23 protein-coding genes, 1 tRNA gene and 2 pseudogenes are annotated in these 23,284 nt (G+C 58.4%); 16 read left to right on the plus strand and 10 right to left on the minus strand.

Annotated features, from left to right (window positions below; translation table 11 throughout):
• The first annotated feature begins 100 nt into the window (after nucleotides 1–100).
• The 3 genes from EOK75_RS00845 (at nucleotide 101) to EOK75_RS00855 (ending at nucleotide 2,373) form a co-directional block, all read left to right on the plus strand.
• Nucleotides 101–185, plus strand: a tRNA-Leu gene (locus tag EOK75_RS00845).
• 25 nt (nucleotides 186–210) lie between these two features.
• Nucleotides 211–1,545 (plus strand): trigger factor, encoded by a 1,335-nt coding sequence (gene tig, locus EOK75_RS00850; protein WP_137192180.1) that lies wholly within the window; start codon nucleotides 211–213, stop codon nucleotides 1,543–1,545.
• A gap of 84 nt (nucleotides 1,546–1,629) precedes the next feature.
• A complete protein-coding gene (locus tag EOK75_RS00855) occupies nucleotides 1,630–2,373 on the plus strand; it encodes a hypothetical protein (RefSeq protein WP_137192181.1) in 744 nt (247 codons plus the stop codon).
• 69 nt (nucleotides 2,374–2,442) lie between these two features.
• Here EOK75_RS00855 and rplI read toward each other — a convergent pair whose 3' ends face one another.
• The 3 genes from rplI to rpsF are packed head-to-tail and all read right to left on the minus strand — an operon-like array spanning nucleotide 2,443 to nucleotide 3,654.
• Entirely contained in the window at nucleotides 2,443–3,030 is a 588-nt protein-coding gene (gene rplI, locus EOK75_RS00860; RefSeq protein WP_137192182.1) for a 50S ribosomal protein L9, read from the minus strand.
• 12 nt (nucleotides 3,031–3,042) lie between these two features.
• Nucleotides 3,043–3,270, minus strand: coding sequence for a 30S ribosomal protein S18 (gene rpsR, locus EOK75_RS00865; protein WP_011747229.1), 228 nt, complete (start codon nucleotides 3,268–3,270; stop codon nucleotides 3,043–3,045).
• 27 nt (nucleotides 3,271–3,297) lie between these two features.
• Nucleotides 3,298–3,654, minus strand: coding sequence for a 30S ribosomal protein S6 (rpsF, locus tag EOK75_RS00870; protein ID WP_137194234.1), 357 nt, complete (start codon nucleotides 3,652–3,654; stop codon nucleotides 3,298–3,300).
• Nucleotides 3,655–3,896: 242 nt separating this feature from the next.
• On the opposite strand from rpsF, the gene fabD reads away from it, so the two are divergent.
• The 4 genes and pseudogenes from fabD to EOK75_RS00890 form a co-directional block, all read left to right on the plus strand.
• On the plus strand, nucleotides 3,897–4,826 hold the full coding sequence (fabD, locus tag EOK75_RS00875; RefSeq protein ID WP_137192183.1) for an ACP S-malonyltransferase: 930 nt from the start codon (nucleotides 3,897–3,899) through the stop codon (nucleotides 4,824–4,826).
• 45 nt (nucleotides 4,827–4,871) lie between these two features.
• Nucleotides 4,872–5,609, plus strand: a complete 738-nt coding sequence (gene fabG, locus EOK75_RS00880; protein ID WP_137192184.1) for a 3-oxoacyl-ACP reductase FabG — start codon at nucleotides 4,872–4,874, stop codon at nucleotides 5,607–5,609.
• Between the two features lie 275 nt (nucleotides 5,610–5,884).
• A complete protein-coding gene (locus EOK75_RS00885) occupies nucleotides 5,885–6,118 on the plus strand; it encodes an acyl carrier protein (protein WP_050526013.1) in 234 nt (77 codons plus the stop codon).
• A gap of 376 nt (nucleotides 6,119–6,494) precedes the next feature.
• A pseudogene (locus EOK75_RS00890) lies at nucleotides 6,495–6,881 on the plus strand (hypothetical protein); the annotation flags it as partial.
• Here the strand turns inward: EOK75_RS00890 and EOK75_RS21930 are convergent.
• Together EOK75_RS21930 and EOK75_RS00900 are read right to left on the minus strand one after the other, a co-directional pair.
• Complete coding sequence (locus EOK75_RS21930; protein WP_476705433.1) at nucleotides 6,839–7,117, minus strand: hypothetical protein; 279 nt, start codon at nucleotides 7,115–7,117, stop codon at nucleotides 6,839–6,841. The pseudogene EOK75_RS00890 and the gene EOK75_RS21930 overlap by 43 nt on opposite strands.
• Before the next feature lie 86 nt (nucleotides 7,118–7,203).
• On the minus strand, nucleotides 7,204–7,869 hold the full coding sequence (locus EOK75_RS00900) for an efflux RND transporter periplasmic adaptor subunit (protein WP_137192186.1): 666 nt from the start codon (nucleotides 7,867–7,869) through the stop codon (nucleotides 7,204–7,206).
• Between the two features lie 297 nt (nucleotides 7,870–8,166).
• Here EOK75_RS00900 and EOK75_RS00905 point away from each other — a divergent pair, with 297 nt between their 5' ends.
• The 3 genes from EOK75_RS00905 (at nucleotide 8,167) to der (ending at nucleotide 11,811) form a co-directional block, all read left to right on the plus strand.
• Nucleotides 8,167–8,826 (plus strand): hypothetical protein, encoded by a 660-nt coding sequence (locus tag EOK75_RS00905; protein ID WP_137192187.1) that lies wholly within the window; start codon nucleotides 8,167–8,169, stop codon nucleotides 8,824–8,826.
• Between the two features lie 81 nt (nucleotides 8,827–8,907).
• Complete coding sequence (locus EOK75_RS00910) at nucleotides 8,908–10,272, plus strand: PQQ-like beta-propeller repeat protein (protein ID WP_137192188.1); 1,365 nt, start codon at nucleotides 8,908–8,910, stop codon at nucleotides 10,270–10,272.
• Between the two features lie 60 nt (nucleotides 10,273–10,332).
• The gene (der, locus tag EOK75_RS00915) at nucleotides 10,333–11,811 is read left to right on the plus strand and encodes a ribosome biogenesis GTPase Der (RefSeq protein WP_137192189.1); all 1,479 of its coding nucleotides are present in this window, start codon (nucleotides 10,333–10,335) and stop codon (nucleotides 11,809–11,811) included.
• A gap of 52 nt (nucleotides 11,812–11,863) precedes the next feature.
• Here the strand turns inward: der and EOK75_RS00920 are convergent, their stop codons facing one another.
• The 3 genes from EOK75_RS00920 to miaA form a co-directional block, all read right to left on the minus strand.
• Nucleotides 11,864–13,507 carry an ABC transporter substrate-binding protein gene (locus EOK75_RS00920; protein WP_137192190.1) on the minus strand — a complete coding sequence of 548 codons (1,644 nt, stop codon included), beginning with the start codon at nucleotides 13,505–13,507 and terminating at the stop codon, nucleotides 11,864–11,866.
• Nucleotides 13,508–13,756: 249 nt separating this feature from the next.
• Nucleotides 13,757–14,554 (minus strand): helix-turn-helix domain-containing protein, encoded by a 798-nt coding sequence (locus tag EOK75_RS00925; RefSeq protein WP_137192191.1) that lies wholly within the window; start codon nucleotides 14,552–14,554, stop codon nucleotides 13,757–13,759.
• Between the two features lie 124 nt (nucleotides 14,555–14,678).
• The gene (gene miaA, locus EOK75_RS00930; protein WP_137192192.1) at nucleotides 14,679–15,569 is read right to left on the minus strand and encodes a tRNA (adenosine(37)-N6)-dimethylallyltransferase MiaA; all 891 of its coding nucleotides are present in this window, start codon (nucleotides 15,567–15,569) and stop codon (nucleotides 14,679–14,681) included.
• 174 nt (nucleotides 15,570–15,743) lie between these two features.
• Between miaA and pyrH the strand changes: the two genes are divergently transcribed.
• The 3 genes from pyrH to adh all read left to right on the plus strand — a co-directional run bounded on the left by pyrH (nucleotide 15,744) and on the right by adh (nucleotide 19,223).
• On the plus strand, nucleotides 15,744–16,481 hold the full coding sequence (gene pyrH, locus EOK75_RS00935) for a UMP kinase (protein WP_137192193.1): 738 nt from the start codon (nucleotides 15,744–15,746) through the stop codon (nucleotides 16,479–16,481).
• A gap of 132 nt (nucleotides 16,482–16,613) precedes the next feature.
• Entirely contained in the window at nucleotides 16,614–17,573 is a 960-nt protein-coding gene (locus tag EOK75_RS00940; protein ID WP_137192194.1) for a GAF domain-containing protein, read from the plus strand.
• 126 nt (nucleotides 17,574–17,699) lie between these two features.
• Nucleotides 17,700–19,223 (plus strand): aldehyde dehydrogenase, encoded by a 1,524-nt coding sequence (gene adh, locus EOK75_RS00945; RefSeq protein ID WP_137192195.1) that lies wholly within the window; start codon nucleotides 17,700–17,702, stop codon nucleotides 19,221–19,223.
• Here the strand turns inward: adh and EOK75_RS00950 are convergent.
• Both EOK75_RS00950 and EOK75_RS21735 read right to left on the minus strand, forming a co-directional pair.
• Entirely contained in the window at nucleotides 19,189–19,728 is a 540-nt protein-coding gene (locus EOK75_RS00950) for a helix-turn-helix domain-containing protein (protein WP_137192196.1), read from the minus strand. The genes adh and EOK75_RS00950 overlap by 35 nt on opposite strands.
• Before the next feature lie 106 nt (nucleotides 19,729–19,834).
• Nucleotides 19,835–20,081 (minus strand): annotated as a pseudogene (locus EOK75_RS21735) (helix-turn-helix domain-containing protein); the annotation flags it as partial.
• Nucleotides 20,082–20,517: 436 nt separating this feature from the next.
• Between EOK75_RS21735 and EOK75_RS00960 the strand changes: the two are divergent.
• The 3 genes from EOK75_RS00960 (at nucleotide 20,518) to EOK75_RS00970 (ending at nucleotide 23,276) form a co-directional block, all read left to right on the plus strand.
• On the plus strand, nucleotides 20,518–21,519 hold the full coding sequence (locus tag EOK75_RS00960) for a hydantoinase B/oxoprolinase family protein (RefSeq protein ID WP_240793985.1): 1,002 nt from the start codon (nucleotides 20,518–20,520) through the stop codon (nucleotides 21,517–21,519).
• Nucleotides 21,519–21,770, plus strand: a complete 252-nt coding sequence (locus EOK75_RS00965) for an ATP-binding cassette domain-containing protein (protein WP_137192198.1) — start codon at nucleotides 21,519–21,521, stop codon at nucleotides 21,768–21,770. The genes EOK75_RS00960 and EOK75_RS00965 overlap by 1 nt, the downstream gene beginning before the upstream one ends.
• 519 nt (nucleotides 21,771–22,289) lie before the next feature.
• Nucleotides 22,290–23,276 (plus strand): YHYH protein, encoded by a 987-nt coding sequence (locus EOK75_RS00970; protein WP_137192199.1) that lies wholly within the window; start codon nucleotides 22,290–22,292, stop codon nucleotides 23,274–23,276.
• Nucleotides 23,277–23,284 lie beyond the last annotated feature (8 nt).

The following is a 23,284-nucleotide window of genomic DNA, read 5'->3' on the forward strand; positions in this document are numbered from 1 at the left end:
CAAGGCAGCTTTTCCTCTCGCTTCCTGCGCAGACCTTTGTTAGAAGGACGCGGAAATCATTGTACGTGTCGGTCATACGGGCTGCCGGGTACATTGAGATGCGGGTATGGCGAAATTGGCAGACGCACCAGATTTAGGTTCTGGCGCCGCAAGGCGTGGGGGTTCAAGTCCCTCTACCCGCACCAGATATGTTGAGAAGGATGGATATATATGCAGGTCACTGAGACCCTGAACGAAGGCCTCAAGCGCGGCTACACCATCACGGTGACCGCGGCGGAGCTTGATGCGAAAGTGCAAGAGAAGTTGATCGAGGCGCAGCCCGAGGTCGAAATGAAGGGCTTTCGTAAGGGAAAAGTGCCAATGGCGATGCTGCGCAAGCAGTTTGGCGAGCGTATCATGGGTGAAGCCATGCAAGATGCCGTTGATGGCGCCATGAAAGAGCACTTTGAAGCCTCCGGTGACCGGCCTGCGATGCAGCCTGACGTCAAAATGAAAGACGGCGAAGAGTGGAAAGAAGGTCAGGACGTCGTGGTCGAAATGACCTACGAAGCCCTGCCTGAGATCCCTGATGTTGACGCAAGCAAGGTCACGCTGGAGCGTTTGATCGTGAAAGCCGAAGACGCAGCCGTCGAAGAGGCGCTCGCCAATCTGGCCGAATCAGCACAAAACTTTGCCGACCGCAGAAAAGGCAGCAAAGCCAAAGACGGCGACCAAGTCGTGATCGATTTCAAAGGCTCCGTTGACGGTGACTACTTTGAAGGCGGCACCGGCGAGGATTACCCGCTGGTTCTGGGTTCCAACTCCTTCATTCCCGGCTTTGAAGAGCAGCTTGTCGGCACAAAAGCCGGTGAAGAGGTGAAGGTCGACGTTTCCTTCCCCGCGGAATATGGCGCGGAGCATCTTGCTGGCAAAGCGGCTGTGTTTGAATGCACCGTGAAAGCGGTCAAAGAGCCTAAGCCTGCCGAAGTGAATGACGAGCTGGCCACGAAATACGGTGCCGAATCGCTTGAAGCGCTGAAGGGCCAGATCGCTGAGCGTCTGGAAGCTGAATATCAAGGCGCTGCCCGCGCTGTGATCAAGCGTTCGCTGCTCGACCAGCTGGACACTTTGGTGAAATTCGAGCTGCCACCTTCCTTGGTCGAAGCCGAGGCAGGCCAGATCGCGCATCAGCTGTGGCACGAAGAAAATCCTGACGTTCAGAACCATGAGCACCCAGAGATCGAAACAACTGACGAGCATAAGACATTGGCCGAGCGCCGCGTGCGTTTGGGCTTGTTGTTGGCCGAAGTGGGCCGCAAAGCCGAGATCACTGTGACCGACCAGGAGATGACCCAAGCGGTTATGAACCAAGCGCGTCAGTATCCCGGTCAGGAGCGCCAATTCTTTGAATTCGTTCAGAAGAACCCACAGATGCAACAGCAGCTGCGCGCTCCGATCTTTGAAGATAAAGTTGTCGACCACATCGTTTCCGGGGCAAATGTCTCCGACAAGGAAGTCGACAAGGATGGCCTGCAAAAGGCTGTTGAAGCATTGGACGAAATGTAAGCTTCGGCTTTCATGCGTTGAAAAATCGGGGGCCGTGCCATTGTGCGCGGCCCTTTTCCTATTTGACCTTGTAAAGGTGACACTATGCCCGATTTCCTTCCCGATCTGCCCGTTGACCAGATTCTTGTAGCCCTACGTGCGGCGCCGGGGAACCGGTTGAAAACCGGGAAATTCGACAGCCCTGAATCCTCCTCTGCCTTGGCAGTCAATGCATTTGGCTGGTTTCTGGAGCGTGCAGCGGAATTTCCCGTACTGCCCGGCGGAATGGGCAAGGCCAAAGAGGTGATGATTGAGGCCCAGATGCGCTTTCCTTGGGCGGGTGGCAAGCCCGTCTGTCTGGATGCGGCGATTGTGACGGACCGTTATCTGATCGGCATTGAATGCAAGCGCTATGAACCCTTCCGCCCGGCCAAGAAAAGCGACTTTGGCGAAAATTTTGACCGCAAGGTCTGGGGAGAGAATATGGAGGGCTATACCCGTTTACGCCGCACCCATGCCAATGGCGCGCGCCGGTTCTCAACCTTGGATGATGTGGAGCTGGTCAAGAACGCTTACGGCCTGCGGACCGAGGCGCAGCGGCGCAACTTGCGGCCCGTGTTGCTTTACCTCTATGCCGAGCCTGCGACATGGGCAAATGGCAAGGCGGTTGATCCGGCGCTGATTGAGGCGCATCGCGCGGATATGAAGCTGTTTTCCGAAAGTGTTGAGGGCGATGAGGTCGGTTTTGCAGAAATGACGTGGGATGAGATGCTGACACTTTGGGGGCGGGGCAAGATGGCGCTGGCCGAACATGCCAGCCGTCTTCGCGATCAGTTTGCGCCGCTGTAACGCGGCACATAAAAAAACCGCGCAAGGGCCGCCCCTCGCGCGGTTTTAAATTTTTCGGAAGAGGGGGCCTTAGTCGCGGCCCATGTCCTCACCGTCTTCATTAGCAGCGCCCATTTCGTCGAACAATTCGGCGATTTCGAACTCTGCTTCGGCCTCTGCTTCGGCTGCCAGTTCCTGAATGGACTTACCAGCGGCTTGCAGTTCGGCTTCCTCGGTGGAGCGGGCAACGTTGATAACGATGCTTGCTGTCACTTCGGGGTGCATCACGACGGAAACCGTGTGCAGGCCAAGATCTTTGATCGGCTTGTGCAAGACAACCTGACCACGATCCACGGTAAAGCCTTCGGCGGTTGCGACATCGGCTGCGTCACGGGTGGTGACGGAACCGTAAAGCGCACCTGCGTCGGAAGCCGAGCGGATGATGACGAAGCTCTGGCCATCAAGCTTTTCGAAGAGGGCTTCTGCTTCTGCCTTCGTCTCGAGGTTTTGGGCCTCAAGCTGGGCCTTGCGGCCTTCAAAGGATTTGATGTTGCTTTCATTTGCACGCAGGGCTTTACCCTGTGGCAAAAGGAAGTTGCGTGCATAGCCTTGCTTGACGGACACAACGTCGCCCATCTGGCCCAGCTTTGCCACGCGCTGAAGAAGGATCACTTGCATGTTGGTGTCTCCTTATTTCACAGCGTAGGGCAGCAGGGCGAGGAAGCGGGCGCGTTTGATCGCACGGGCAAGTTCACGCTGCTTTTTCGCCGAAACGGCGGTGATACGGGATGGCACGATCTTGCCACGCTCAGAGATGTAGCGCTGCAACAGACGTGTGTCTTTGTAGTCGATCGCCGGTGCATTGTCGCCCGAGAAGGGGCAGACCTTGCGGCGACGGAAGAATGGTTTATTCGCCATTTGAATGGTCCTTTCCTAAGCCTGTGATCAACGACGCGGGCGTTCGCCGCGTTCGCGGTCGTCGCGTTTTTGCATCTGCACCGAAGGACCTTCTTCGTGGGCGTCGACCTTGATGGTCAGCACACGCATCACGTCATCGTGCAAGCGCATCAGGCGTTCCATTTCCTGCACGGCAGCGGCTGGCGCGTCCGAACGCAGAAAGGCGAAGTGGCCCTTGCGGTTTTTGTTGATCTTATAGGCCATCGTTTTGACGCCCCAGTACTCATGCTCAACGACTTTGCCGCCGTTGTCGCTGAGGACTGTGGAGAAGTGTTCGATAAGCCCTTCGGCTTGCGTGCTGGAAAGATCCTGACGCGCGATCATGACATGCTCGTAAAGCGGCATGCTGTCTCCGTTCATTATTCTAAGGTGCATTTCATAGGTCAGGGTCATCACCTTGCCGCGTCCCGACCACGAGAGGCTGCACCGGATCAAAAGAAAGATGCGGCAAGATTGGGCGCGTATAGCGGGCGAAGGGCCGCGAGGCAAGCTATTATGCGCCCCCGTCGCTGGGTGGCTTTGCAGGAAAGATTGCGATGGGCAGGGGGCTGCGCTATTGCAATAGCATCAAGAAATTGGAGAGCAGTATGAGCAGAGCATTCGTTTTTCCGGGGCAGGGGTCGCAAGCGATCGGCATGGGACGTGCATTGGCAGAGGCCTATCCGGCCGCGCGCGCGGTATTTGAGGCGGTCGATGACGCCTTGGACGAAAAGCTGTCGGCGCTGATCTGGGACGGCGCGATAGAAGATCTGACGCTGACACAAAACGCCCAGCCTGCGATTATGGCAACCTCGATGGCGGCCCTTGCCGCGCTGGAGGCCGAGGGCTTGGGCATGGAGCATGTTGATTTTGTCGCAGGCCACAGCCTTGGCGAATATTCCGCACTTTGTGCGGCCGGGTCGATGGATCTTGGCGACGTGGCGCGTTTGCTGCGGATTCGCGGCGCCGCGATGCAAGAAGCGGTGCATGTTGGCGTGGGGGCTATGGCGGCGATTTTGGGCCTCGATTACGATACGGTGACCAGTGTCGCGGCTGAGGCTGCGGATGATGAGGTTTGTCAGGTTGCCAATGATAACGACCCCGCGCAGGTGGTAATTTCGGGCCATAAGGCCGCGGTAGAGCGGGCCTGTGTGATCGCCAAGGAAAAAGGTGCCAAGCGCGCCTTGATGTTGCCTGTCAGCGCCCCGTTCCATTGCGCCTTGATGGAGCCTGCCGCGGCCGTGATGGGAGAGGCGCTGGCCGCCGTTGTGGTGCGTGATCCAAGCGTGCCGGTGATCGTGAACGTACGCGCCGAGGCGGTGACAGAGGCCGACCGCGTGCGCGCGCTTTTGGTCGCACAGGTTACGGGCGAAGTGCGTTGGCGTGAATCAGTGCAATGGCTGACGGGGGCCGGTGTGACCGAATTTTGGGAAATCGGCGCAGGCAAGGCGCTTTCGGGCATGATCAAGCGGATCGATCGCGACACCGTGCAGCGCAACATCGGCACGCCTGAGGATATTGTCGCACTGAAGGCCTGAAGGGGCAGCGCACTAACAAGAATTATTTGGAAAAAGGAATTTGGTATGTTTGACCTAACAGGCAAAAATGCGCTTGTGACCGGCGCCTCTGGCGGAATCGGCGGCGAGATCGCGCGCAAGCTGCATGCGGCAGGCGCAACGGTCGCGCTTTCGGGTACGCGTGAGGCCCCGCTGGAGGCGTTGGCAGCAGAGTTGGGCAGCCGGGCACATGTGTTGACCTGTAACCTCTCTGATGCGCAAAGCGTCGAGGCGCTGCCCAAAGCGGCAGCGGCGGCGATGGGGTCTGTGGATGTGCTGGTGAATAACGCGGGCATTACCCGTGACAACCTGTTCATGCGCATGTCCGACGACGAATGGGCAAGCGTGCTGGAGGTCAACCTGACCTCTACCTTCCGTTTGTGCCGTGGCGTGTTACGCGGGATGATGAAGGCGCGCTGGGGCCGGATTGTGAATATCTCAAGCGTTGTGGGGACAACCGGCAATCCAGGGCAGGCGAATTATGCGGCCTCTAAGGCGGGGATGATCGGCATGTCGAAAAGTCTGGCCTATGAGGTGGCGAGCCGTGGAATCACCGTAAACTGCGTGGCGCCGGGATTTATCACCACAGCCATGACCGAAAAGCTGACAGACGATCAGAAAACCAAGATTCTGACGCAGGTTCCCGCCGGTCGTATGGGGGATGCGAATGAAATTGCAGCCGCCTGTCTGTATCTGGCCAGCCCCGAGGCGGGCTATGTCACAGGGACTACGCTGCATGTAAACGGCGGAATGGCGATGATTTAAGACCGGGTTTTGGGCCATTTGCAGCGATTGTCGCCAGATTCTGACGAGGAAATGCGTGTGAAAGCATCGCGGCCTCTTGATCTGTGACAGCAAATGGCCCTACACCCTGACAACCGAAAGCGTTTGCCATGGCACCGGAACGTGTTATAGGCGGCGTTAATAAGGCCAGAGCGTGTAACGCGTTTTGGCTTCCCGATGGTTTCGGGATGAGCCGCTCGCATAGAGCACGAGATTAAGATCGGGCGATGATGCCCGTAACTGCATGAGGAATTGACATGAGCGACATCGCTGACCGCGTTAAGAAGATCGTCGTCGAGCATCTGGGCGTCGAAGAAGACAAGGTCGTTGAAAACGCCTCGTTTATTGACGATCTGGGCGCGGACAGCCTTGATACCGTAGAGCTGGTTATGGCGTTTGAAGAAGAGTTCGGAATCGAAATTCCGGATGACGCTGCAGAAACCATCCAAACCTTTGGCGATGCGGTAAAGTTCATCTCAAGCGCGTCTTGAGATCGATAGATCCTTACGATTTGCAAGGCGGTAACCTTCGGGCCAACCCTTTGCTGTAAATATAAAAGCCCGCAGTTTAACGCTGCGGGCTTTTTCTTTGGTGTTCCAGCCCATCTTGCGGGGGCATAGCCGCTGATTGCGGCTGAAACATTAGCTTGAAGCCTTGCGATGACATGCGCCTTGGCAACCTAAACCGGTTGGCCGAATTTTATCCGGTAGTACCGGCTATGTTGCACAAATCCAGAAGGGGTTCATGTCGTGAATCCAGTGTGGTAGCTTCCCTGCATAAGCAAACCGACATCACCTACCTATAAGACGACGAACTGGGCTGATTATAACGCGGCGTTAAAGCGCCGCGGATCACTGACGATCCGTTGGCCGGTACGACACGCGCCGATGTCATAACGGCATCGCCGAGCGCGGTGCGGCTGCGGTGATACCGCCACGCAAAATGCCCGGCCATGGAAGCCAACCACTGCCGGGGCCATGGCCAGGAACGACGCACTCTGCGCATCAAGATATCTGGGTCGGGCACTCTGGCGAAACTGGAGCGGATACCTCCGCCGGAGCCGCGTCGAGACAAACCCTTTCGGGCTCATGCTTCGCATAACCCTGCCGGGCAGCGGATGCATTGCATGAAACTGCTGGGCCAGAGCCGATGGCGCGCGACTTTGACCGCCAGGTCGCCGAGGTTCAAGTGCGCGTTGCGATCCTGAACGGCTACACCGCCCATGGCATCCCTGTCACGGAAGCCGTGGGGTAAATCCGTCTGGGGAAAGGCGCGAACCGTCCGTCAGCTGATTTGCGCAACAGAGTCACTGTCACCTCCACGCGAAAGGTGCGCGTCAGCGGATCGGCAGAGCGGCTTAGAAATGTCACCCGCCCAACGGCCTCGCGCCCCGAGGCCAGCCGCGCCTGCGCCATCGCGCCCACGCTGACCTTATCGACATCGGTCTCGGCCAGAAAACCGACCATTTTGATCGGATCAAGCTGGATCACAGTTGCACAAGAGGACCCGGGCTGGAGCAGCGCGCCCAGCTCGGCGGTATCGGTTTCCAGAAGGCCGTCGAAGGGGGCAGAGAGGGTCAGCCGCGAAATCTCACGGCGGGCGATGTCGACGGCGGCTCGGCGGCGCGGATGCCCGAAGTGGCTGATGTCACCCCCGATTGGGCCGCGTTGATGCCCGCCCGTGCGCTTTCAACCGCAGCCGTTGTTGCAGCCACGCGGGCCTCGGAGGCAAAGCCGCCCTCGCTCAATTTACTTGCAGCGCGAGCGTTAATCTCGGCTTCGGTCAGCAATGCGCGGGCCTCGATCAATCGGGCTTGCGCCTCGGGCAGGCGGCTTTCCGCTTCCAGCTTGCGCGCCTCTGCCTCCATCAGCTGTGCCTCGCCGGGGCCGGTATCAAGCACACAAAGCGCCTGACCTTGGCGAACATAGGCGCCGCGGCGCATGGGCTCGGATACGATCAGGCCAGAGGTTTCGGATTTCGCAATCACCTGACGCGCGGCCTCTGTCTGGCCCCGGGCCAAAATCATGCTGTCCACCGGTTGCGCGGTGCGGCGCTGCACCAAAACGGACTGGTGCGCATCGCCAAGGGATTCGGGAGGGGCATCCACCGGCGCATCGGGGCGGGTTTCGGTTTGGGGGGCATCCGTTCCGGAAACAAAGGCAGGCAGATTTTCGCGTTGAAACACCAATAAAAACAAGGTAATAGAAACCAGAATAGCGGTGATGAACGGAAAGATGCGCATAGTCTACCTTATCTTCGGGCCCATAGAAGGGGGCGTCAACAGCCTGACCGGGGAACGGCTCTTTGCGGGGCTATACTCTGAAAGGTTCAGCCCAGAGTAAGCATTTTTTCTGGCCCCGCAAGTTTCGTTCGCGGGCGTTGCAGGATCTGTCTTAAGGTGGGATTTACGCTGGATGGCGCAAGATTTACCGAAAAAAACAAGCTTAACGGCTGCGGTCCGGACGGGCAGTCGGCGGGCCGGGGCTTGGCAAGCCCTTGGCCTTGCGTGTAAGACGGTTTCAAAGAATTGGAGACAGGCGTGAGTAACCCAGAAAGCTTCATTGAAGAGGTCACCGAAGAGGTCCGCCGCGACCGGCTTTTTGCGATGTTTCGCAAATATGGCTGGATCGGGGCTGTATTGGTGATCCTGATCGTGGGCGGGGCGGCCTATACCGAATGGCAAAAGGCAAGCCGCGCGACCGAATCCCAAGCTTTTGGGGATACATTGCTGGCCGCGCTGGACCAAGACACGCCAGAGGCACGCCGCAGTGCCCTTATCGCCGCCGATCTTGCCGCAGGGGATGCCCCTGACAAGCTGGCCCTGCAAAAGCTGCTGGTTGCCTCGGACACCACTGGCGATAAGGCAAGCATATTGGCCGCGCTGGATGCTGTGATCGCCGATACGCGGCTTGCCCCGACCTACCGCGATCTGGCAACCTTGCGCCGTGTTATCCTTGCAGGGACGGACATGGAGGTTTCGGCCCGTCGTGCAGCCCTTGATCCGCTGGCGATTCCCGGCCGCCCGTTCCGCACCTTGGCGCTGGAGCAACTGGCCTATCTGATGGTGGAAACCGGCGATGTCGAGGGGGCGATTTCCCAGCTTCAGGCGCTTTCGCAAGATCAAGAGGCGCCGACGGGTCTGCGTCAACGTGCAGCCCAGATGATCGCGGCCTTGGGTGGCGAGACGGCAGAAGGTTAATGCGGGCATTCGCTTGCATTTGACGTGCAGGCGATGGAACATATCGCGCAAACAGGCGCCAAGACAAAGGGTAGATAGAAGATGACTTCTTTCTTTGATACGCGGATTAAGGCAGGCAGAACCCTGTGCCTGATGGCCGGGCTGGCGTTGATCGCCGGCTGCGAAAAGGAACTTATCCTTGAAGGGGAGCGGTTTAATCCCCGCACACCGCTATCTGATTCGATCCGCGTCGAGGGGGAGGCACAGCCGACCGACAGCTTTGGCGTGATCGAAAACCGCTCTGTTTCGATCAACCTGCCGGCTGCGCGTGCCAATGCCGATTGGACGCATCGCGCTGGCAATGCTGCGCATTTGATGCCCCATGTCGCGCTGTCATCAGCGCCTGCGCGCATTTGGTCGGTGAATATCGGCAGCGGCAACAGTCGGAAATACCGGATTTCTGCGGCCCCTGTTGTTGCGGGTGGCCGGGTATTCACCATGGATGCAAAGACGGGCGTTTCGGCCGTGTCGACCTCTGGCGCGGTGCTGTGGACGGCGAGCGTGAAACCTGAGGGTGCGCGCGGCGATATCTCCGGTGGCGGGCTTGCCTATGATGCAGGGCGGTTGTTTGCGGCCACAGCCTATGCCGAGGTGGTTGCGATTGACCCGGCATCTGGTGGCGTGATTTGGCGACAGGACATTGGCTCCCCTGCGGCGGGCACACCGACGGTTGCGGATGGTGTGGTCTATGTGGTCGGGCGGAACAATACGGCTTGGGCGATCAACGCCAAAACCGGTAAGGTGCAATGGCAATTGACGGGCGTTCCATCGCCCTCGGGGATGATCGCTTCGGCTGCGCCGGCGGTGACGGCGCGTACGGTGCTGATTCCCTCGGGCAGCGGGACGGTGACTGCCGCGTTGAAAACGGGCGGTATCCGGCTTTGGACGGCAAATGTGGTGGGTCAGCGGCTTGGTCGCGGCTATACCGGCGTGACGGATATCACCGGTGATCCGGTGGTTGACGGCAAAACGACCTATATGGGCAACCAAAGCGGGCGCTTGATGGCGGTGGAAACCGCGTCAGGAACCGAGAAATGGTCAGCACGTGAAGCGGCTTACGGGCCAGTTCTGCCTGTTGGCGGTTCTGTCTTTCTGATCTCGGATGAGGCAAAGCTGGTCAGGCTGGACGCCGAGACCGGCGCGCCGGTCTGGTCGGTGGAAATGCCTTATTTTGAGGCCACTAAGGCCAAGAAACTGTCGACGATCACAGCGCATTACGGGCCGGTTTTGGCGGGCGGACGGCTGGTCGTTGCCTCGGCTGACGGGCTGGTGCGTATGTTCAATCCGGTTGATGGCGCGCTTGTTGGTACGGTGGAATTGCCCGGTGGGGCTGCCGCAGCACCGGCATTTGCAGGCGGCGTGATGTACATCGTTTCGCAAAATGGTCAACTTCACGCTTTCCGTTAAGGCCCAAGCGGTGTATGGCCAAGCATTGATGACCTGACCCAAGCCCCCGGAGGGGCCAAGATGAGCTTTACCCTTGCCATAGTTGGCCGCCCCAATGTGGGCAAATCTACCCTGTTCAACCGCCTCGTTGGCCGCAGGCTGGCGTTGGTCGATGACCAACCCGGTGTTACGCGTGATTTGCGTGAAGGCGATGCCAAGATCTTTGACATGCGCTTTACCGTGATTGACACGGCCGGCCTTGAGGATGTGACAGATGACAGCCTTCAGGGCCGTATGCGGCGCCTGACAGAGCGTGCCGTTGATATGGCCGATGTCTGCCTGTTCCTGATCGACGGGCGCGCAGGCGTGACCTCGACCGATCTCGTGTTTGCGGATATTCTGCGCAAACGGGGGGCGCGCGTGATTCTTGGCGTCAACAAGGCCGAAGGCAAGGCCGGCGATGTCGGCGCGATTGACGCTTGGTCGCTTGGCCTTGGAGAGCCGTTGCGCATTTCAGCGGAACATGGCGAAGGCATTGATGACCTTTACCACGTGCTGCGCCCCATCAACTCAGAGTTTGAGGCCCGTGCCGAGGCGGATGCGCCCATTGTCGATGTGGACATCCCCGAGGAAGAGGCCGATCTTGAGGCCGATCCCGATTGGCATAAGCCATCCGAGGACAAACCGCTGCAAATTGCGGTTATCGGTCGCCCGAATGCCGGTAAATCCACGCTGATCAACAAGATCATCGGGCATGAGCGGTTGCTGACGGGGCCAGAGGCGGGGATCACTCGCGATGCGATTTCGGTCAGAAGTGACTGGTTCGGCACGCCGACCCGGATCTTTGATACGGCCGGGATGCGTAAAAAGGCGCGGATCAACGACAAGCTGGAAAAGATGTCGGTCTCTGACGGGTTGCGCGCTGTGCGCTTTGCCGAGGTGATCGTGGTTCTGCTGGATGTTGAGATTCCGTTTGAACAGCAAGACCTGCGCATCGCCGATTATGCCGAAACCGAGGGCCGCGCCGTTGTGGTCGCGGTCAACAAGTGGGATCTTGAGGACGACAAGCAAGATAAGCTCGCCGAATTGCGCGAAAGCTTTGAGCGGCTTTTGCCACAGCTTCGCGGTGCACCGCTTGTGACGGTTTCGGCCAAAACGGGGCGCGGGTTGGACCGTTTGCACGGCGCTATCTTGCGCGCGCATGACATCTGGAACCGGCGTATCCCGACGAACCGCTTGAATACTTGGCTCCAAGCCATGACCGAGGCCCACCCGCCACCGGCTCCGGGCGGCAGGCGCATCAAGTTGCGCTATATGACCCAGGTGAAAACCCGGCCGCCGGGATTCGTTGTGATGTGTTCGCATCCTGATTTGATGCAGGAAAGCTACAAACGCTATCTGGTCAACGGGCTGCGCGATCATTTTGATATGCCGGGAACGCCGATTCGTATCACGCTGCGCGGGCAGGGGGATCGGAACCCCTTCAAGGATAAAAAATACCATACGCCAAGCCGTTTGCGCAAGCACAAGGCATCCAAAGACCCGGATAAACGGTTTTGAACGAGAACAGGGGGCTAGATGGCCCCCTGTTTGCTATCGCGTCTTGTTTTAATCAGACCTCAATCCACCATTTGTAATGGTGGTGTTCAAAGGTCGGGTGCATTTCGGCACCTTTCACCTTTGGATCGAAGTGACGATAGAGCCTGCGCCAGTAGGGCTGGATCATAACGGCTTGCTCTTGCAGAATTTCCTCCAGACGTTTCACCACCACGCGGCGCTCATGAGCGTCGGCGATGGCATTGGCCTGCACCAAGAGCGTGTCGAACTCTGCGTTGGAAAATGCCGTCTCATTCCATGCGCCCCCTGTACGATAAGCAAGCGACAAAATCTGTACGCCAAGGGGCCGCATATTCCATTCGGTCGCTGAGAACGGGAACTCTTTCCAGTCGGTCCAAAAGATCGCACCGGGAAGCATCGTCCGTTTTACCTTGATACCGGCGTCGCGCAACTGCGCGGCCACCGCATCACTTGTCGTGCCCTGCCATGCGTCATCAAGCGATTGCAGCTCAAATTCAAACTCGGCCATTCCAGCCTCGGTCAAAAGCGCCAAGGCTGCTTGCGGATCTGCCTTCAGGGGCGGAAGCTCGGCATACTCGGGGTGGATTTCACAAACATGATGGTTCTGTGCAACCGTTCCAAGGCTGTTATAGCCAAGCTCCAGAATGATTTCGTTGTCGACGGCCATAGAAAGGGCGCGGCGGACGCGCAGGTCTTTGTATTCCTCGGCATTCTGGTTGAAGCGCAGGGTGATCGTGGCTGCCGTGTCGACGTCCGATTTCTGCCAGCCCAGTTCGTCCAGAAGCTCGATGAAATCGCCGATGGATTGATATGTCGCATCAATCTGGCCAGCGCGGGCGGCGGCGATTGCGGCGCCCGGGTCCGTGCCAAGGTCAAGATATTCGATCCTGTCTAGATATGGCCCGCCGTAAACTTCTGTCCCCCACCATTCATGACCGGCATTGCGCACCAGGATCTGGTGTACACCAACGTCATTGGTTTCGGGCAGATAGGGGCCGGTGCCGATCGGGTTCACGGCAGGGTCGCCATTATCATAAGAGGGATGCACAACAGCCGCCGGATAGTCGGACATATTGACCAGCATCGCGATGTCTGGCACGCTTAGCTTTAGCTTGACGGTGTGGCGGTCGATGACGGTGATCGCGCCCGTCGCGGCGGTATTGGTCTGCGGGTCCACTAGCGCATTCATACGCGCGGCCATAGAGTTGCCCTCGACCGTCCCGTCGCACCAACGGGTGATGTTATGGGCAACATCTTCGGCGGTGAAAGTGTCGCCATTGCTCCACGCCACCCCTTTGCGGAGGTTCAACCTGTATTCGGTCGCGTCTTCGTTTGCTTCCCAGCTTTCCAGCAGCATCCCGCGCAAAGAGCCATCTGCGTTATATTCCACCAGATATTCCAGCCAGCCCCGCGTGAAATTGCCAATCTGTGACCAGTCGGCCGTGCGCGGATCCTTGAGGCTTCTGGTTTCCATCTCCATCCGCAAAGTACCGCCCGCAACGGGTGTTGCTGCATTGGCTTTGGGGGCGGCAAGGCCCAACAGGCCATAAGCGGCGGGGGCAGTGACACCCAAAGCGCAGGCGCGTGTCAGGAATTCGCGGCGATCAAGCGTGCCTGCACCAACTTCGGCGGCATAGGCTGCGGCTGCCGGATGTAGGTTTCGCGTGGTCTTTGTCACAGCATTCTCCCTGAACTTTAGGCACCGGTCTTAGGTTTTGGGCCGCGGCGGATCGCATTTTTTACGGGGTGGACGATGATGACTGAAGGCCATGGCAGACCTATACTCTGCGCGGATTTGCCCGGCAGTCAATCTGTTGCGGTGCCCTTATCGATCGCAAAACGATATTGGGAGTCATCAGTAGGGCTGACAAATTGTCAAAAAATGACATACACCAATATTAGCCCCAGTTCCCTCGTGGTGCAACCGTCAGGCCTCTTTTCGGAAGGCCGAAGGGGATTTCCCGGTTTTATGCTGGAAGGCGCGGGTGAAATAGGCGGGGGAGGCAAAGCCAAGTTCGGACGCGATCTTGCCAACCGGTGTCTTGGTGTCGGACAAAAGCGTGCGGGCCTCAAAGATCAAACGGTCATGCAGCAGGTTCGACGCAGGCTTGCCGCAGGTTTGTTTGCAACAGCGGGTCAAATGCGTCGAGGTTACGCCCAAAGCCTCGGCAAATTCGGCAACCCCCATGCCAGAGCGGAAGTTGCGCTCCAGCAGATTGGCATAGCGCGCGACGAGCCGACCTGCGGCATCGGAATCTTTCACCTCTCCGCCTGCTTTATGGACCTGACGTTCCAGCCAGACGCTTAGCAATCCCAGATGGTGATGCGCCGCGCGGTCGTGTGCCGGGATGTCGCTGCCCAACTCGCGTTGGATTGCATCAAGTGTCATGTTCAGCTCTTGCTGGGCGAAGGTTTCGCGGATGCGCAGATGTTGCGGCACCTTTGGCAGGGGCAGGGTGCAATCGCGGCCAAAGTAAACCGCCGTGCCAAAAACCTGCGGGCCCACTTCGAACCCGTGCATGACGCCCGGCGGAATGAAGACGGCATTATGGGCGGTATAGCCCCGCGTCGATCCGGCGATAGTGATCCGGCCTTGTCCCTTGGTGAACCAAAGCAGCATCGGTTCGGAGAGGGAGCGCATTGCCTCCACGCGCCAGCGCCCATGGGCGGCAAGGCGGGGGATTGCGACAAAGCGCAATTGTGACAGGGCGGAAAGGTCATTCATGTCGGGGCTGTCCCTTGCTTGATGGCGCAAGTTAAGCAGCGGTGGGGGCATGTCCCAAGCTAAAAATAGCAAAATTCGAACACATCCACAGATTTATCCACAGGTATGGCACGCAAGCGACGGTTTATGCCGCAGGATCCAACGGTATCCAGCTTTTCATTCGGTTGCGAAACCATGTCCGTTGCCGTTTGGCATATTGGCGTGAGGCAAGCTTGGCCGCCGCAACAGCCTCATCCAGCGTCATTTCGGCGCGCAGATAGGCCACTAGGTCCGGCGCGCCGATGGCACGGGCCGAAGGGCGCAGCGGATCCCATGTTGGCAATTCGGCGCGCACCTCATCCAATGCGCCACCGGCCATCATCGCATCAAACCGTTGATCGATACGGGCGTTGAGCCAATTCACATCGGGGCGCAGCACAATCGGTTCCACATCCCCAAGGGGCATCAACGGCGGCGCTGTATCGGCCTGCCAGTCGGCCAATCCACGGCCTGTGGCGTGCAGCACCTCCCAAGCGCGCTGCACCCTTGCGGGGTTACGCTGGTCGATGCGCGCGCGGGTGGGGGCGTCAAGCTCCTCCAGCATCCCGGCAATCCCCTCATGGATCCGACGGGCATCGGCAAGGTCGCGGGTCGCGGGCGGGATGGGCGGAATTTCTGCCAGCCCTTCGGTCAGGGCGCTGAAATAAAGCCCGGTGCCGCCCACGATCACGGGGCGCGCACCCTCGGCGATCACTTGGCCCACCTCGCGCAGCCAATGGCCAACGGAATAGGGGGCCTCACGCCCGATGTGGCCATAAAGCCGGTGCGGCAGGGCGGCTTCCTCGGCCAGGCTTGGGCGGGCGGTCAGCAGCCGCCAGCACCCGTAGACCTGCAACGCATCGGCATTGACCACCACCCCGCCCGAGCGTTCAACGATAGCGGCTGCCAGCGCCGATTTGCCGCTTGCCGTCGGACCGGCAATCAAGACCGGACGCTCAGTTGATAGGGTTTCGATCACGCTCGGGCTCGCTTTCATCTGGGTTAAAGCACCCACGCGCGGGCTTTCAGCCGTGGGCGGGTTTTGGACTGTTGAACCTGCCGCCGTTTTGCGACATTTTACGCGGCAGATAAACCCCGTCTGGATTCCCTCATTGCACAGCCTTGGCTGCGCCTCGCGGTGAACCGGCGCCAGCCAGTCAGGAACACTGCAATGCCCGTAAATCTCTCCGAACTGCCCGTCACCACCCATGGCCGTGTCATGCTCAAAATCTCGGGTGAGGCGCTGATGGGGGATCAGGGTTACGGCTTGCACCCGCCAACCGTCGCGCGCATCGCTCAAGAGGTAAAGACGGTGCATGATCTGGGCGTCGAGATTTGCATGGTCATTGGCGGCGGCAATATCTTTCGCGGGCTGCAAGGCTCTGCACAGGGGATGGAGCGTACGACAGCCGATTACATGGGGATGCTGGCCACGGTGATGAACGCGCTGGCTATGCAGGCCGCATTGGAGGCGCTGAAGATCCACACCCGCGTGATTTCCGCCATTCCGATGGATCAGGTTTGCGAACCCTATATCCGCCGCCGCGCCGTGCGCCACCTTGAGAAAAAGCGCGTTTGTATCTTTGCAGCGGGCACCGGCAACCCTTATTTCACCACCGATACGGCGGCCACGCTGCGCGCCAACGAGATGGCCTGTGAGGCGATCTTCAAGGGCACCAAGGTTGACGGGGTTTATGATAAAGACCCCAATAAATTCGCCGATGCCAAGCGCTATGACACCGTGACCTACGATGAGGTTTTGCAAAAGCATCTGGGGGTTATGGACGCCTCGGCCATCGCATTGGCGCGCGATAACAACCTGCCGATCATCGTGTTCTCTTTGGATGAACCGGGTGGTTTTTGCGGAATTCTGGCGGGTCGGGGCACCTATACAAAGGTGCATGGCTAGGGCTTGCGGCAACCATAAAGCCCGGGCTTTTGGAGTGTTTCGAAAGCCCAACCCCAAGGCTGCCAGAGGAATGTTGCGAAATACTCAAGGGTTTTGTAACATCACGAAATACGAGTCTTGGTCGGGGTATCAATGCAGCGCAAGACCTCCCATGCGGGCAAAGTCTTTGAGGTGACGGTTTCTGCCTCGGCGGCCGCACGATCGCAAATCGCGGCAAGCTGGCACCGCTCGGTTCTGAAATACGGTTTGGACCCTGACGACCACCGCCCGCCAGAAGTGATCGAGCAAGCTGCCCTATCCGAGCGTCTTGAAGCGAATGAGACCTTCATGATGATCGCCGCACCGCGGCTGGATACGCTTTATTCGCTGGTCGGGCAGTCGGGCTGCGCCGTTTTGCTGTCGGATGCGGATGGTGTCGTGCTGGACCAACGGATATCCGCCGCCGATAAGCCCGTCTTTGATCGCTGGGGCCTGCGCAGGGGCGCCGATTGGAGCGAGCAACGCGAGGGCACCAACGGCATCGGCACCTGCCTGACCGAGAGCAGGCGGGTTATCATCCATCAAGACGAACATTTCTATGCCCGCAATACCGGTATGAGCTGCATTGACGCGCCGATCTTTGGTGCGCAGGGGCAGATTATGGCCGCACTTGATGTGTCCTCGGCGCGGGTAGACCAGACCGAGGCCTTTAACCGGCTGATCGCGGCGCAGGTTGCCCAAACCGCCCGCGCGATTGAGGAGGCCAATTTTCGGGCGGCCTTTGGTACTGCGCGGATCGTGGTGGCCGATTGCGATGATACCGGTTCGGCAACGCTTTTGGCGATTGATGACCACGACCTGATTATTGGTGCCACCCGTGAGGCGCGTCGTGCCTTTGGTTTGGCCGCGACCGGCCCGCTTACGCCGCGACCGGCACGTGATATGCTTGGGCGTGAGGATGGCCCGACAGGGTTTGAGCGCGCCGAAAAGGCCGCCGTGGTGCGGGCCTTGGCACGGGCGGATGGCAACGTCTCACAGGCGGCGCGCCAGCTTGGGGTGGGGCGCGCCACGCTTTACCGCCGGATGAAGCGGCTTGGCTTGCACGAAAGCTGACGGACTGTCTCACCGCTGATACACATCCGCCGGGGTTTCGGTTTTGCCGTGGTGACGCGGGCCGCAGGACGGGTCATGATCTCCATATTCCCAGGTGGAGGACTTGGGACGTTTGGAGGAACAATCATGAAAGATATCGCGCACACCGAGGCGGGCACATATACGTCGCCCTTCAAAACACGGTATGACAACTTTATCGGCGGCAAGTTCGTCGCCCCCGTTAATGGCCGTTATTTTGAGAATGTAACGCCGATTACGGGCGAAAAGATCAATGACGTCGCACGCTCGGACGCGGCTGATGTGGAGCTGGCGCTGGATGCCGCCCATGCTGCCAAAGCCGCTTGGGGCAGTAAATCGGCCACCGAACGTGCGAATGTGCTGCTCAAGATTGCCGATGCGATCGAGGCAAACCTAGAGCTGATCGCCCGCGCCGAGACATGGGACAACGGCAAGCCGATCCGCGAGACGATGGCCGCCGATATCCCGCTGGCTGCTGATCACTTCCGCTATTTCGCAAGCGTTTTGCGTGGTCAAGAAGGCTCCATGAGCGAGATTGACGCCGATACGGTGGCCTATCATTATCACGAACCGCTTGGCGTTGTGGGCCAGATCATCCCGTGGAATTTCTCGATCCTGATGGCGGCGTGGAAACTTGCGCCTGCGCTGGCGGCGGGCAACTGTGTTGTCCTTAAACCGGCCGAGCAAACCCCGGCGGCGATCATGGTGGTGGCGGAGATCATCAACGACCTGCTGCCTGCCGGTGTCTTGAATATCGTCAATGGTTACGGCGCTGAGGTTGGCGCGGCCTTGGCCTCCTCCAAACGGATCGCCAAGATCGCCTTTACCGGCTCTACTGTTACCGGTCGCAAGATCATGCAGGCGGCGACAGAAAACTTGATCCCGGTTACCTTGGAGTTGGGCGGCAAAAGCCCCAATGTATTCTTCTCGGACATCATGCGCGAAGATGATGCCTTTCTGGACAAGGCGGTTGAGGGCTTTGTGCTTTTCGCCTTTAACCAAGGTGAGGTTTGCACCTGCCCGTCGCGCGCGCTGGTGCAAGAAGATATCTATGACGCCTTCATGGAGCGGGTTATCGCGCGGGTCAAAGCCATCAAACACGGCGACCCACGCGATCCTGAAACCATGGTCGGCGCGCAGGCCAGCAAGGCCCAGCAGGAAAAGATCCTGTCCTATTTCACCATCGGGCGCGAAGAGGGGGCCGAGGTTTTGATCGGTGGCAAGGCCGCGCAATTCAAGGGTGAACTGGCAGGGGGCAATTACATCGAGCCGACAATCCTCAAGGGTCACAACAAGATGCGTGTGTTCCAAGAGGAAATCTTTGGCCCCGTCGTTTCCGTCACCACCTTCAAGGATGAAGCCGAGGCTTTGGCGATTGCCAATGATACGATGTACGGACTTGGCGCGGGGGTTTGGTCACGCGATATGAACACCTGTTACCGCATGGGCCGCGCTATTCAGGCGGGTCGTGTGTGGGTGAACAACTATCACGCCTATCCGGCCCATGCGGCCTTTGGCGGTTACAAGCAATCGGGTATCGGGCGGGAAAACCACAAGATGATGCTGGACCACTACCAGCAGACCAAAAACATGCTGGTCAGCTATAATCCGAGCAAACTGGGGTTCTTCTGATCTTCATTGGCCCCCGTATGGTGTCATGGGGGCCAGACCTTTCAGGGTGGGGGGCGTTGCGGCGCCATTCCGATGGCGTGGCCGCGAATTGGGCCTTGAACAGCCGTGAAAACTGCGCCTGATCGGAAAAGCCGAAACAATAGGCAATTTCCGCCATGGCCAACGAGTGATTGGTTGTAATCGCATCGCGTGCCGCAAGAAGACGCTTCTCCCGGATGAATTGGGACACCGTTTTATTCGTGTCGCTGAACAGCTCATGGAGGTAGCGCTTGGAGATGCCGCAGGCATCGGCCACAAAATCAGGCGACAGGTTTTGATTGGCGAGGTTCTGGCGGATGATATGCTCGGCCCGTCGCAGATGGCCTGCGCGCACGGCGGTTCGGGTGCAGGCTTCCTCGGTTGCGGTATCGTCCAACGCCAAGGCCAGCACTTCGATAACCTGCCGCCCCAGAACCGATGCTGCATGGCCCTCGGTATCGGAGAGTTGCTGAAGCTGTTGCATCATAGAGGTGAACAAGGCCGATAGCCCGCTCTTTGCATCGATGATCCGCGCGCAAAAAACGGTCGGGGTCGCGGATCTTTTCTGCCAATGCCTTTTTTGGGATTTTCAGGACCATCAGCTCATTCGCGGCGGCGTAGGAAAAGCGGTAAGGCTCATCTCCGCGCTCCAGAATGAAACCGCCGGGATCGCACCTCACGGCCCAGTTGCTTGAAGTCGATCGGGTTGAGGCGGGGAACTGAGATCAGATACTCTTCTTCGGCTGCATTGGAAATGTGGTTGGGCCTGCGTTCGTATTGTAGGGGTTCAGTGGCCAGCCGTGACAATGAAACCTGCCCCATTTGGCGACGTTCCAACATCCCGGAAAATGTGGACGGGTCGCGAAATGTGAGCTGTAGCGGGAAATAGGCCTCGCAATTACGCGATCCCAATGGGCCGACCGCAGGGCTGGCGCAATCTGATCTGTACTATGTGCAGCGACTTTCATCCGCCTCCTCCAAATGGGCCGATTACGAATCGTTAACGAGGAAGGGGTCACGACTCAAGAAAAATCAGGTGGCAGGCTTTGCATTGCGCGGATCGACAAAAGTTTATGCGCGCATGGCAAAATTTAGGGCGAACCGTGCACTGATATGCAAAAACTTCCGCTCCCCTGATCAAGACGCCCCCGGAATTTCGCGTCACTCTGAGTGCATGAAGAGAAGCCGGAAAACGGCTCGGTGAGGTTCGCAGGGGAAAGGGTTTGACAGCTTTTTCTCGGCCGGGCTTCGTTTTCCCATCAGGAGAGGCCAGACAATGACAAAACGAAATATCGACCCGATCACGCTTTCTGTGGTGCGGGGCGTGCTGGAAACGACCCAGCGCGAAATGACGCTAACGCTTGAACAAACCGCGCGCAGTTCGGTGTTCAATCTGGCGCATGACTATTCAACAGCGCTTTTTAATCACACCCCCGAGATGATCTTGCAGGGTCAAGACATCCCGATCCATCTTGGCAGTTTGATCCCCGCGATGAAATCGGTTGCGAATTTCTTTGAGGGCGAGATCAACGAGGGTGATCTGATTTTGCACAATGACCCTGCTTACGGCGGCAGCCATATCATTGATACCTGCATGTATATGCCGGTGTTTTATGAAGGGGAGCTGGTGTTCTGGACGGTTTGCAAAGGCCATCTGACCGATATCGGCGGCCCGGTTCCGGCAGGCTATAACCCCAATGCCACCGAGATTTACGCCGAGGGTTTGCGCATTCCCCCCGTCAAGCTGTGGGACAAGGGCAAACCACGCCATGATGTGATGAACCTGCTTTTGACCAATATGCGGGCGCGCCGCGACCAAGAGGGCGATTTCAACGCTTTGATCGGTGCCTGTCAGGTGGGGGCGCGTAACCTCAAGGGGTTGATGGATAAATACGGCAAGGAGATGGTGCAAGATTGCATCGCCGAGCTTTTGGATATGGCCGAGACGCATATGCGCAAGCTGATTTCCGAAGTGCCCGACGGCACCTTTACCGGCACCGCGATGGGGGCGCCGAAATATCTGTTGCTCGATGAACCGGCGGCAGGGATGTCAGAGGTCGAAGCCGCCGATCTTGCCGATCTGATCCGCAAGATCGCGACGGAAATGGGCGTTGGCTGTTTGCTGATCGAACATAATGTCGGGCTTGTTCTGTCGGTCTGTGCCGATGTCATCGTGCTGGATGGCGGGCAGGTGATCGCGCAGGGCGACAGGCAGGCCATCCTTGGTTCCACTGCGGTGCGCGAAGCTTATCTTGGCGTCAATGTGGAGGCGGCGTGATGGCAAAGATCGCAGTTTTCGACCTTGCTGTGCGCTACGGCAAGCTGACCGCAATCGCCGATCTGGCCTTTACCGTGGCCGAGGGGGAGCGGGTGTTTATCTCTGGCCCCAATGGTGCGGGGAAATCCTCTTTGTTGGCCGCGATTGCGGGGGATGACCGCAGGCAACACAATATACACAGCGGTCTCAGCATGCTCGGCCGCGTCTACGACCGTCTCAGCCGTTACGCGCACCTTCAGCCGAACCCCTGACAAAGCCGTCGCCCCGACCGTCGGCATACTTTCCCCATAGGTCTATCCAAGACCCCCGCGGCTTCCTCCTTGGGAGGTTTTCCAACGCGGGTCGTGGTCGCGCCAGTCCCCAACGTTCCGCCGCGACCCGCATCAGAAAACCTTCACCATCGAAGAACCAAACGCTGCCGTTCGGCACCTGACGCAGCAAATTTGACAGCCCAAGGTCGTCTGTGCGGACAAAGCTGCCATCTACAGCTTTTCTGTAAATGACCGCGATCCAACTCAGAGCCGCCGCTGGCGTTCGTTAACCCCAACATAATCTTGTTGCAGGGCGATGTGGAGCATGATCACTGGCGGAATTAGAAACGCTGAACAACGCCATTCGCCAAGATTGAGACGTATCGGCTGCTCTGAACGCTATTCTCATTAGAAGGCAATCTGGCGAAACTTCGCCTGTCATAGAAAACAATAATATTTGGTGGGACGGAACGTCGTGCAAATACCGTAAAAGGAAAGCAGGGTAAAAAGGGACGTCATATGAAGTTTTGCAAATTCAGCAGCTGCGGACTGGCGGGCATATCTGTCGCGATGGTTCTCGGGGTGCAAGCGCATGCGCAAATCACCGTTAAGGAACTACAGACATTCTTCGCCCCCGCGCAGATTGTGTCCGGACCAGACATTGTTGACTGCACTCTTTCGGGCGGAAGCGAGACCACCTGTTTCTCGATTACGGTAATTGCAGAGCCGTCCAGCTATACCCCCGGTCCGTGGTGTCCAACCAATATATCGGACGGCCCTGGCAAAAGCGGCATCTGGCTGGAAGGTGGGGAGGCGTATTCAGCGGACGGCGCGTTCATGCAAAACATGTCGACCTTTTATGAGGATGACAAATGGCAGCTGTTTGACCAATCAACAGGCAAGATCAATGTCACTGACAGCTTAGAGGCCTGCCTTGCCGCAGCGCGCCCTGACGTGGATCCGGCCTATCAAAACCATTGTGTGCAATGCCTGATGGAATACATGCCCGACGGGGCCACGCAGACCTATGTGATCCCTGTTGAGCCTCAACCCCTTATGCGGGGCCGCTCCTTGAGCTTTGCGGGGGCTGGCATTGCGTCAAATGGCGTGTCGCTTGCTGCCGCCGCACCGACCGATGCTATTTTGGGTGCCTATACCATTGCCCCCTTCGATACCTGTGGCGGGCATGTGAACGTGCATGCAGGTTATCATTATCATGCAGTCACAGATTGCCTGACAGAGCTGTCATCCGCATCGCAACATGGTGTGCAAATCGGCATCGCCATGGACGGCTACAGGATTTTTGCGCACAACCTAACAGACGGATCATTGCCGACCAAACTTGACCGTTGTAACGGCCACGAGGCGGAAGGTCTGAACTATCACTATCATGCTGGTGCAGTCGGATCGAATGCGATCCTGGGCTGCATGAGCGCGGAATACGGCTGTGCCTCAAATGATCCAACTGCGGTCTGCGACGCCTCAGCCCGACCTCCACGACCCTGAACCAACCT

Origin of the sequence: Pseudorhodobacter turbinis, assembly GCF_005234135.1 — a bacterium.
Lineage (GTDB): Bacteria > Pseudomonadota > Alphaproteobacteria > Rhodobacterales > Rhodobacteraceae > Pseudorhodobacter > Pseudorhodobacter turbinis.

Coding starts and splice junctions, on each gene's coding strand:
- tig (WP_137192180.1), top strand. CDS start 211: ATGCAGGTCACTGAGACCCTGAACGAAGGCCTCAAGCGCGGCTACACC.
- EOK75_RS00855 (WP_137192181.1), top strand. CDS start 1,630: ATGCCCGATTTCCTTCCCGATCTGCCCGTTGACCAGATTCTTGTAGCC.
- rplI (WP_137192182.1), bottom strand. CDS start 3,030: ATGCAAGTGATCCTTCTTCAGCGCGTGGCAAAGCTGGGCCAGATGGGC.
- rpsR (WP_011747229.1), bottom strand. CDS start 3,270: ATGGCGAATAAACCATTCTTCCGTCGCCGCAAGGTCTGCCCCTTCTCG.
- rpsF (WP_137194234.1), bottom strand. CDS start 3,654: ATGCCGCTTTACGAGCATGTCATGATCGCGCGTCAGGATCTTTCCAGC.
- fabD (WP_137192183.1), top strand. CDS start 3,897: ATGAGCAGAGCATTCGTTTTTCCGGGGCAGGGGTCGCAAGCGATCGGC.
- fabG (WP_137192184.1), top strand. CDS start 4,872: ATGTTTGACCTAACAGGCAAAAATGCGCTTGTGACCGGCGCCTCTGGC.
- EOK75_RS00885 (WP_050526013.1), top strand. CDS start 5,885: ATGAGCGACATCGCTGACCGCGTTAAGAAGATCGTCGTCGAGCATCTG.
- EOK75_RS00900 (WP_137192186.1), bottom strand. CDS start 7,869: ATGCGCATCTTTCCGTTCATCACCGCTATTCTGGTTTCTATTACCTTG.
- EOK75_RS00910 (WP_137192188.1), top strand. CDS start 8,908: ATGACTTCTTTCTTTGATACGCGGATTAAGGCAGGCAGAACCCTGTGC.
- der (WP_137192189.1), top strand. CDS start 10,333: ATGAGCTTTACCCTTGCCATAGTTGGCCGCCCCAATGTGGGCAAATCT.
- EOK75_RS00925 (WP_137192191.1), bottom strand. CDS start 14,554: ATGAATGACCTTTCCGCCCTGTCACAATTGCGCTTTGTCGCAATCCCC.
- miaA (WP_137192192.1), bottom strand. CDS start 15,569: ATGAAAGCGAGCCCGAGCGTGATCGAAACCCTATCAACTGAGCGTCCG.
- pyrH (WP_137192193.1), top strand. CDS start 15,744: ATGCCCGTAAATCTCTCCGAACTGCCCGTCACCACCCATGGCCGTGTC.
- EOK75_RS00940 (WP_137192194.1), top strand. CDS start 16,614: ATGCAGCGCAAGACCTCCCATGCGGGCAAAGTCTTTGAGGTGACGGTT.
- adh (WP_137192195.1), top strand. CDS start 17,700: ATGAAAGATATCGCGCACACCGAGGCGGGCACATATACGTCGCCCTTC.
- EOK75_RS00950 (WP_137192196.1), bottom strand. CDS start 19,728: ATGATGCAACAGCTTCAGCAACTCTCCGATACCGAGGGCCATGCAGCA.
- EOK75_RS00960 (WP_240793985.1), top strand. CDS start 20,518: ATGACAAAACGAAATATCGACCCGATCACGCTTTCTGTGGTGCGGGGC.
- EOK75_RS00965 (WP_137192198.1), top strand. CDS start 21,519: ATGGCAAAGATCGCAGTTTTCGACCTTGCTGTGCGCTACGGCAAGCTG.
- EOK75_RS00970 (WP_137192199.1), top strand. CDS start 22,290: ATGAAGTTTTGCAAATTCAGCAGCTGCGGACTGGCGGGCATATCTGTC.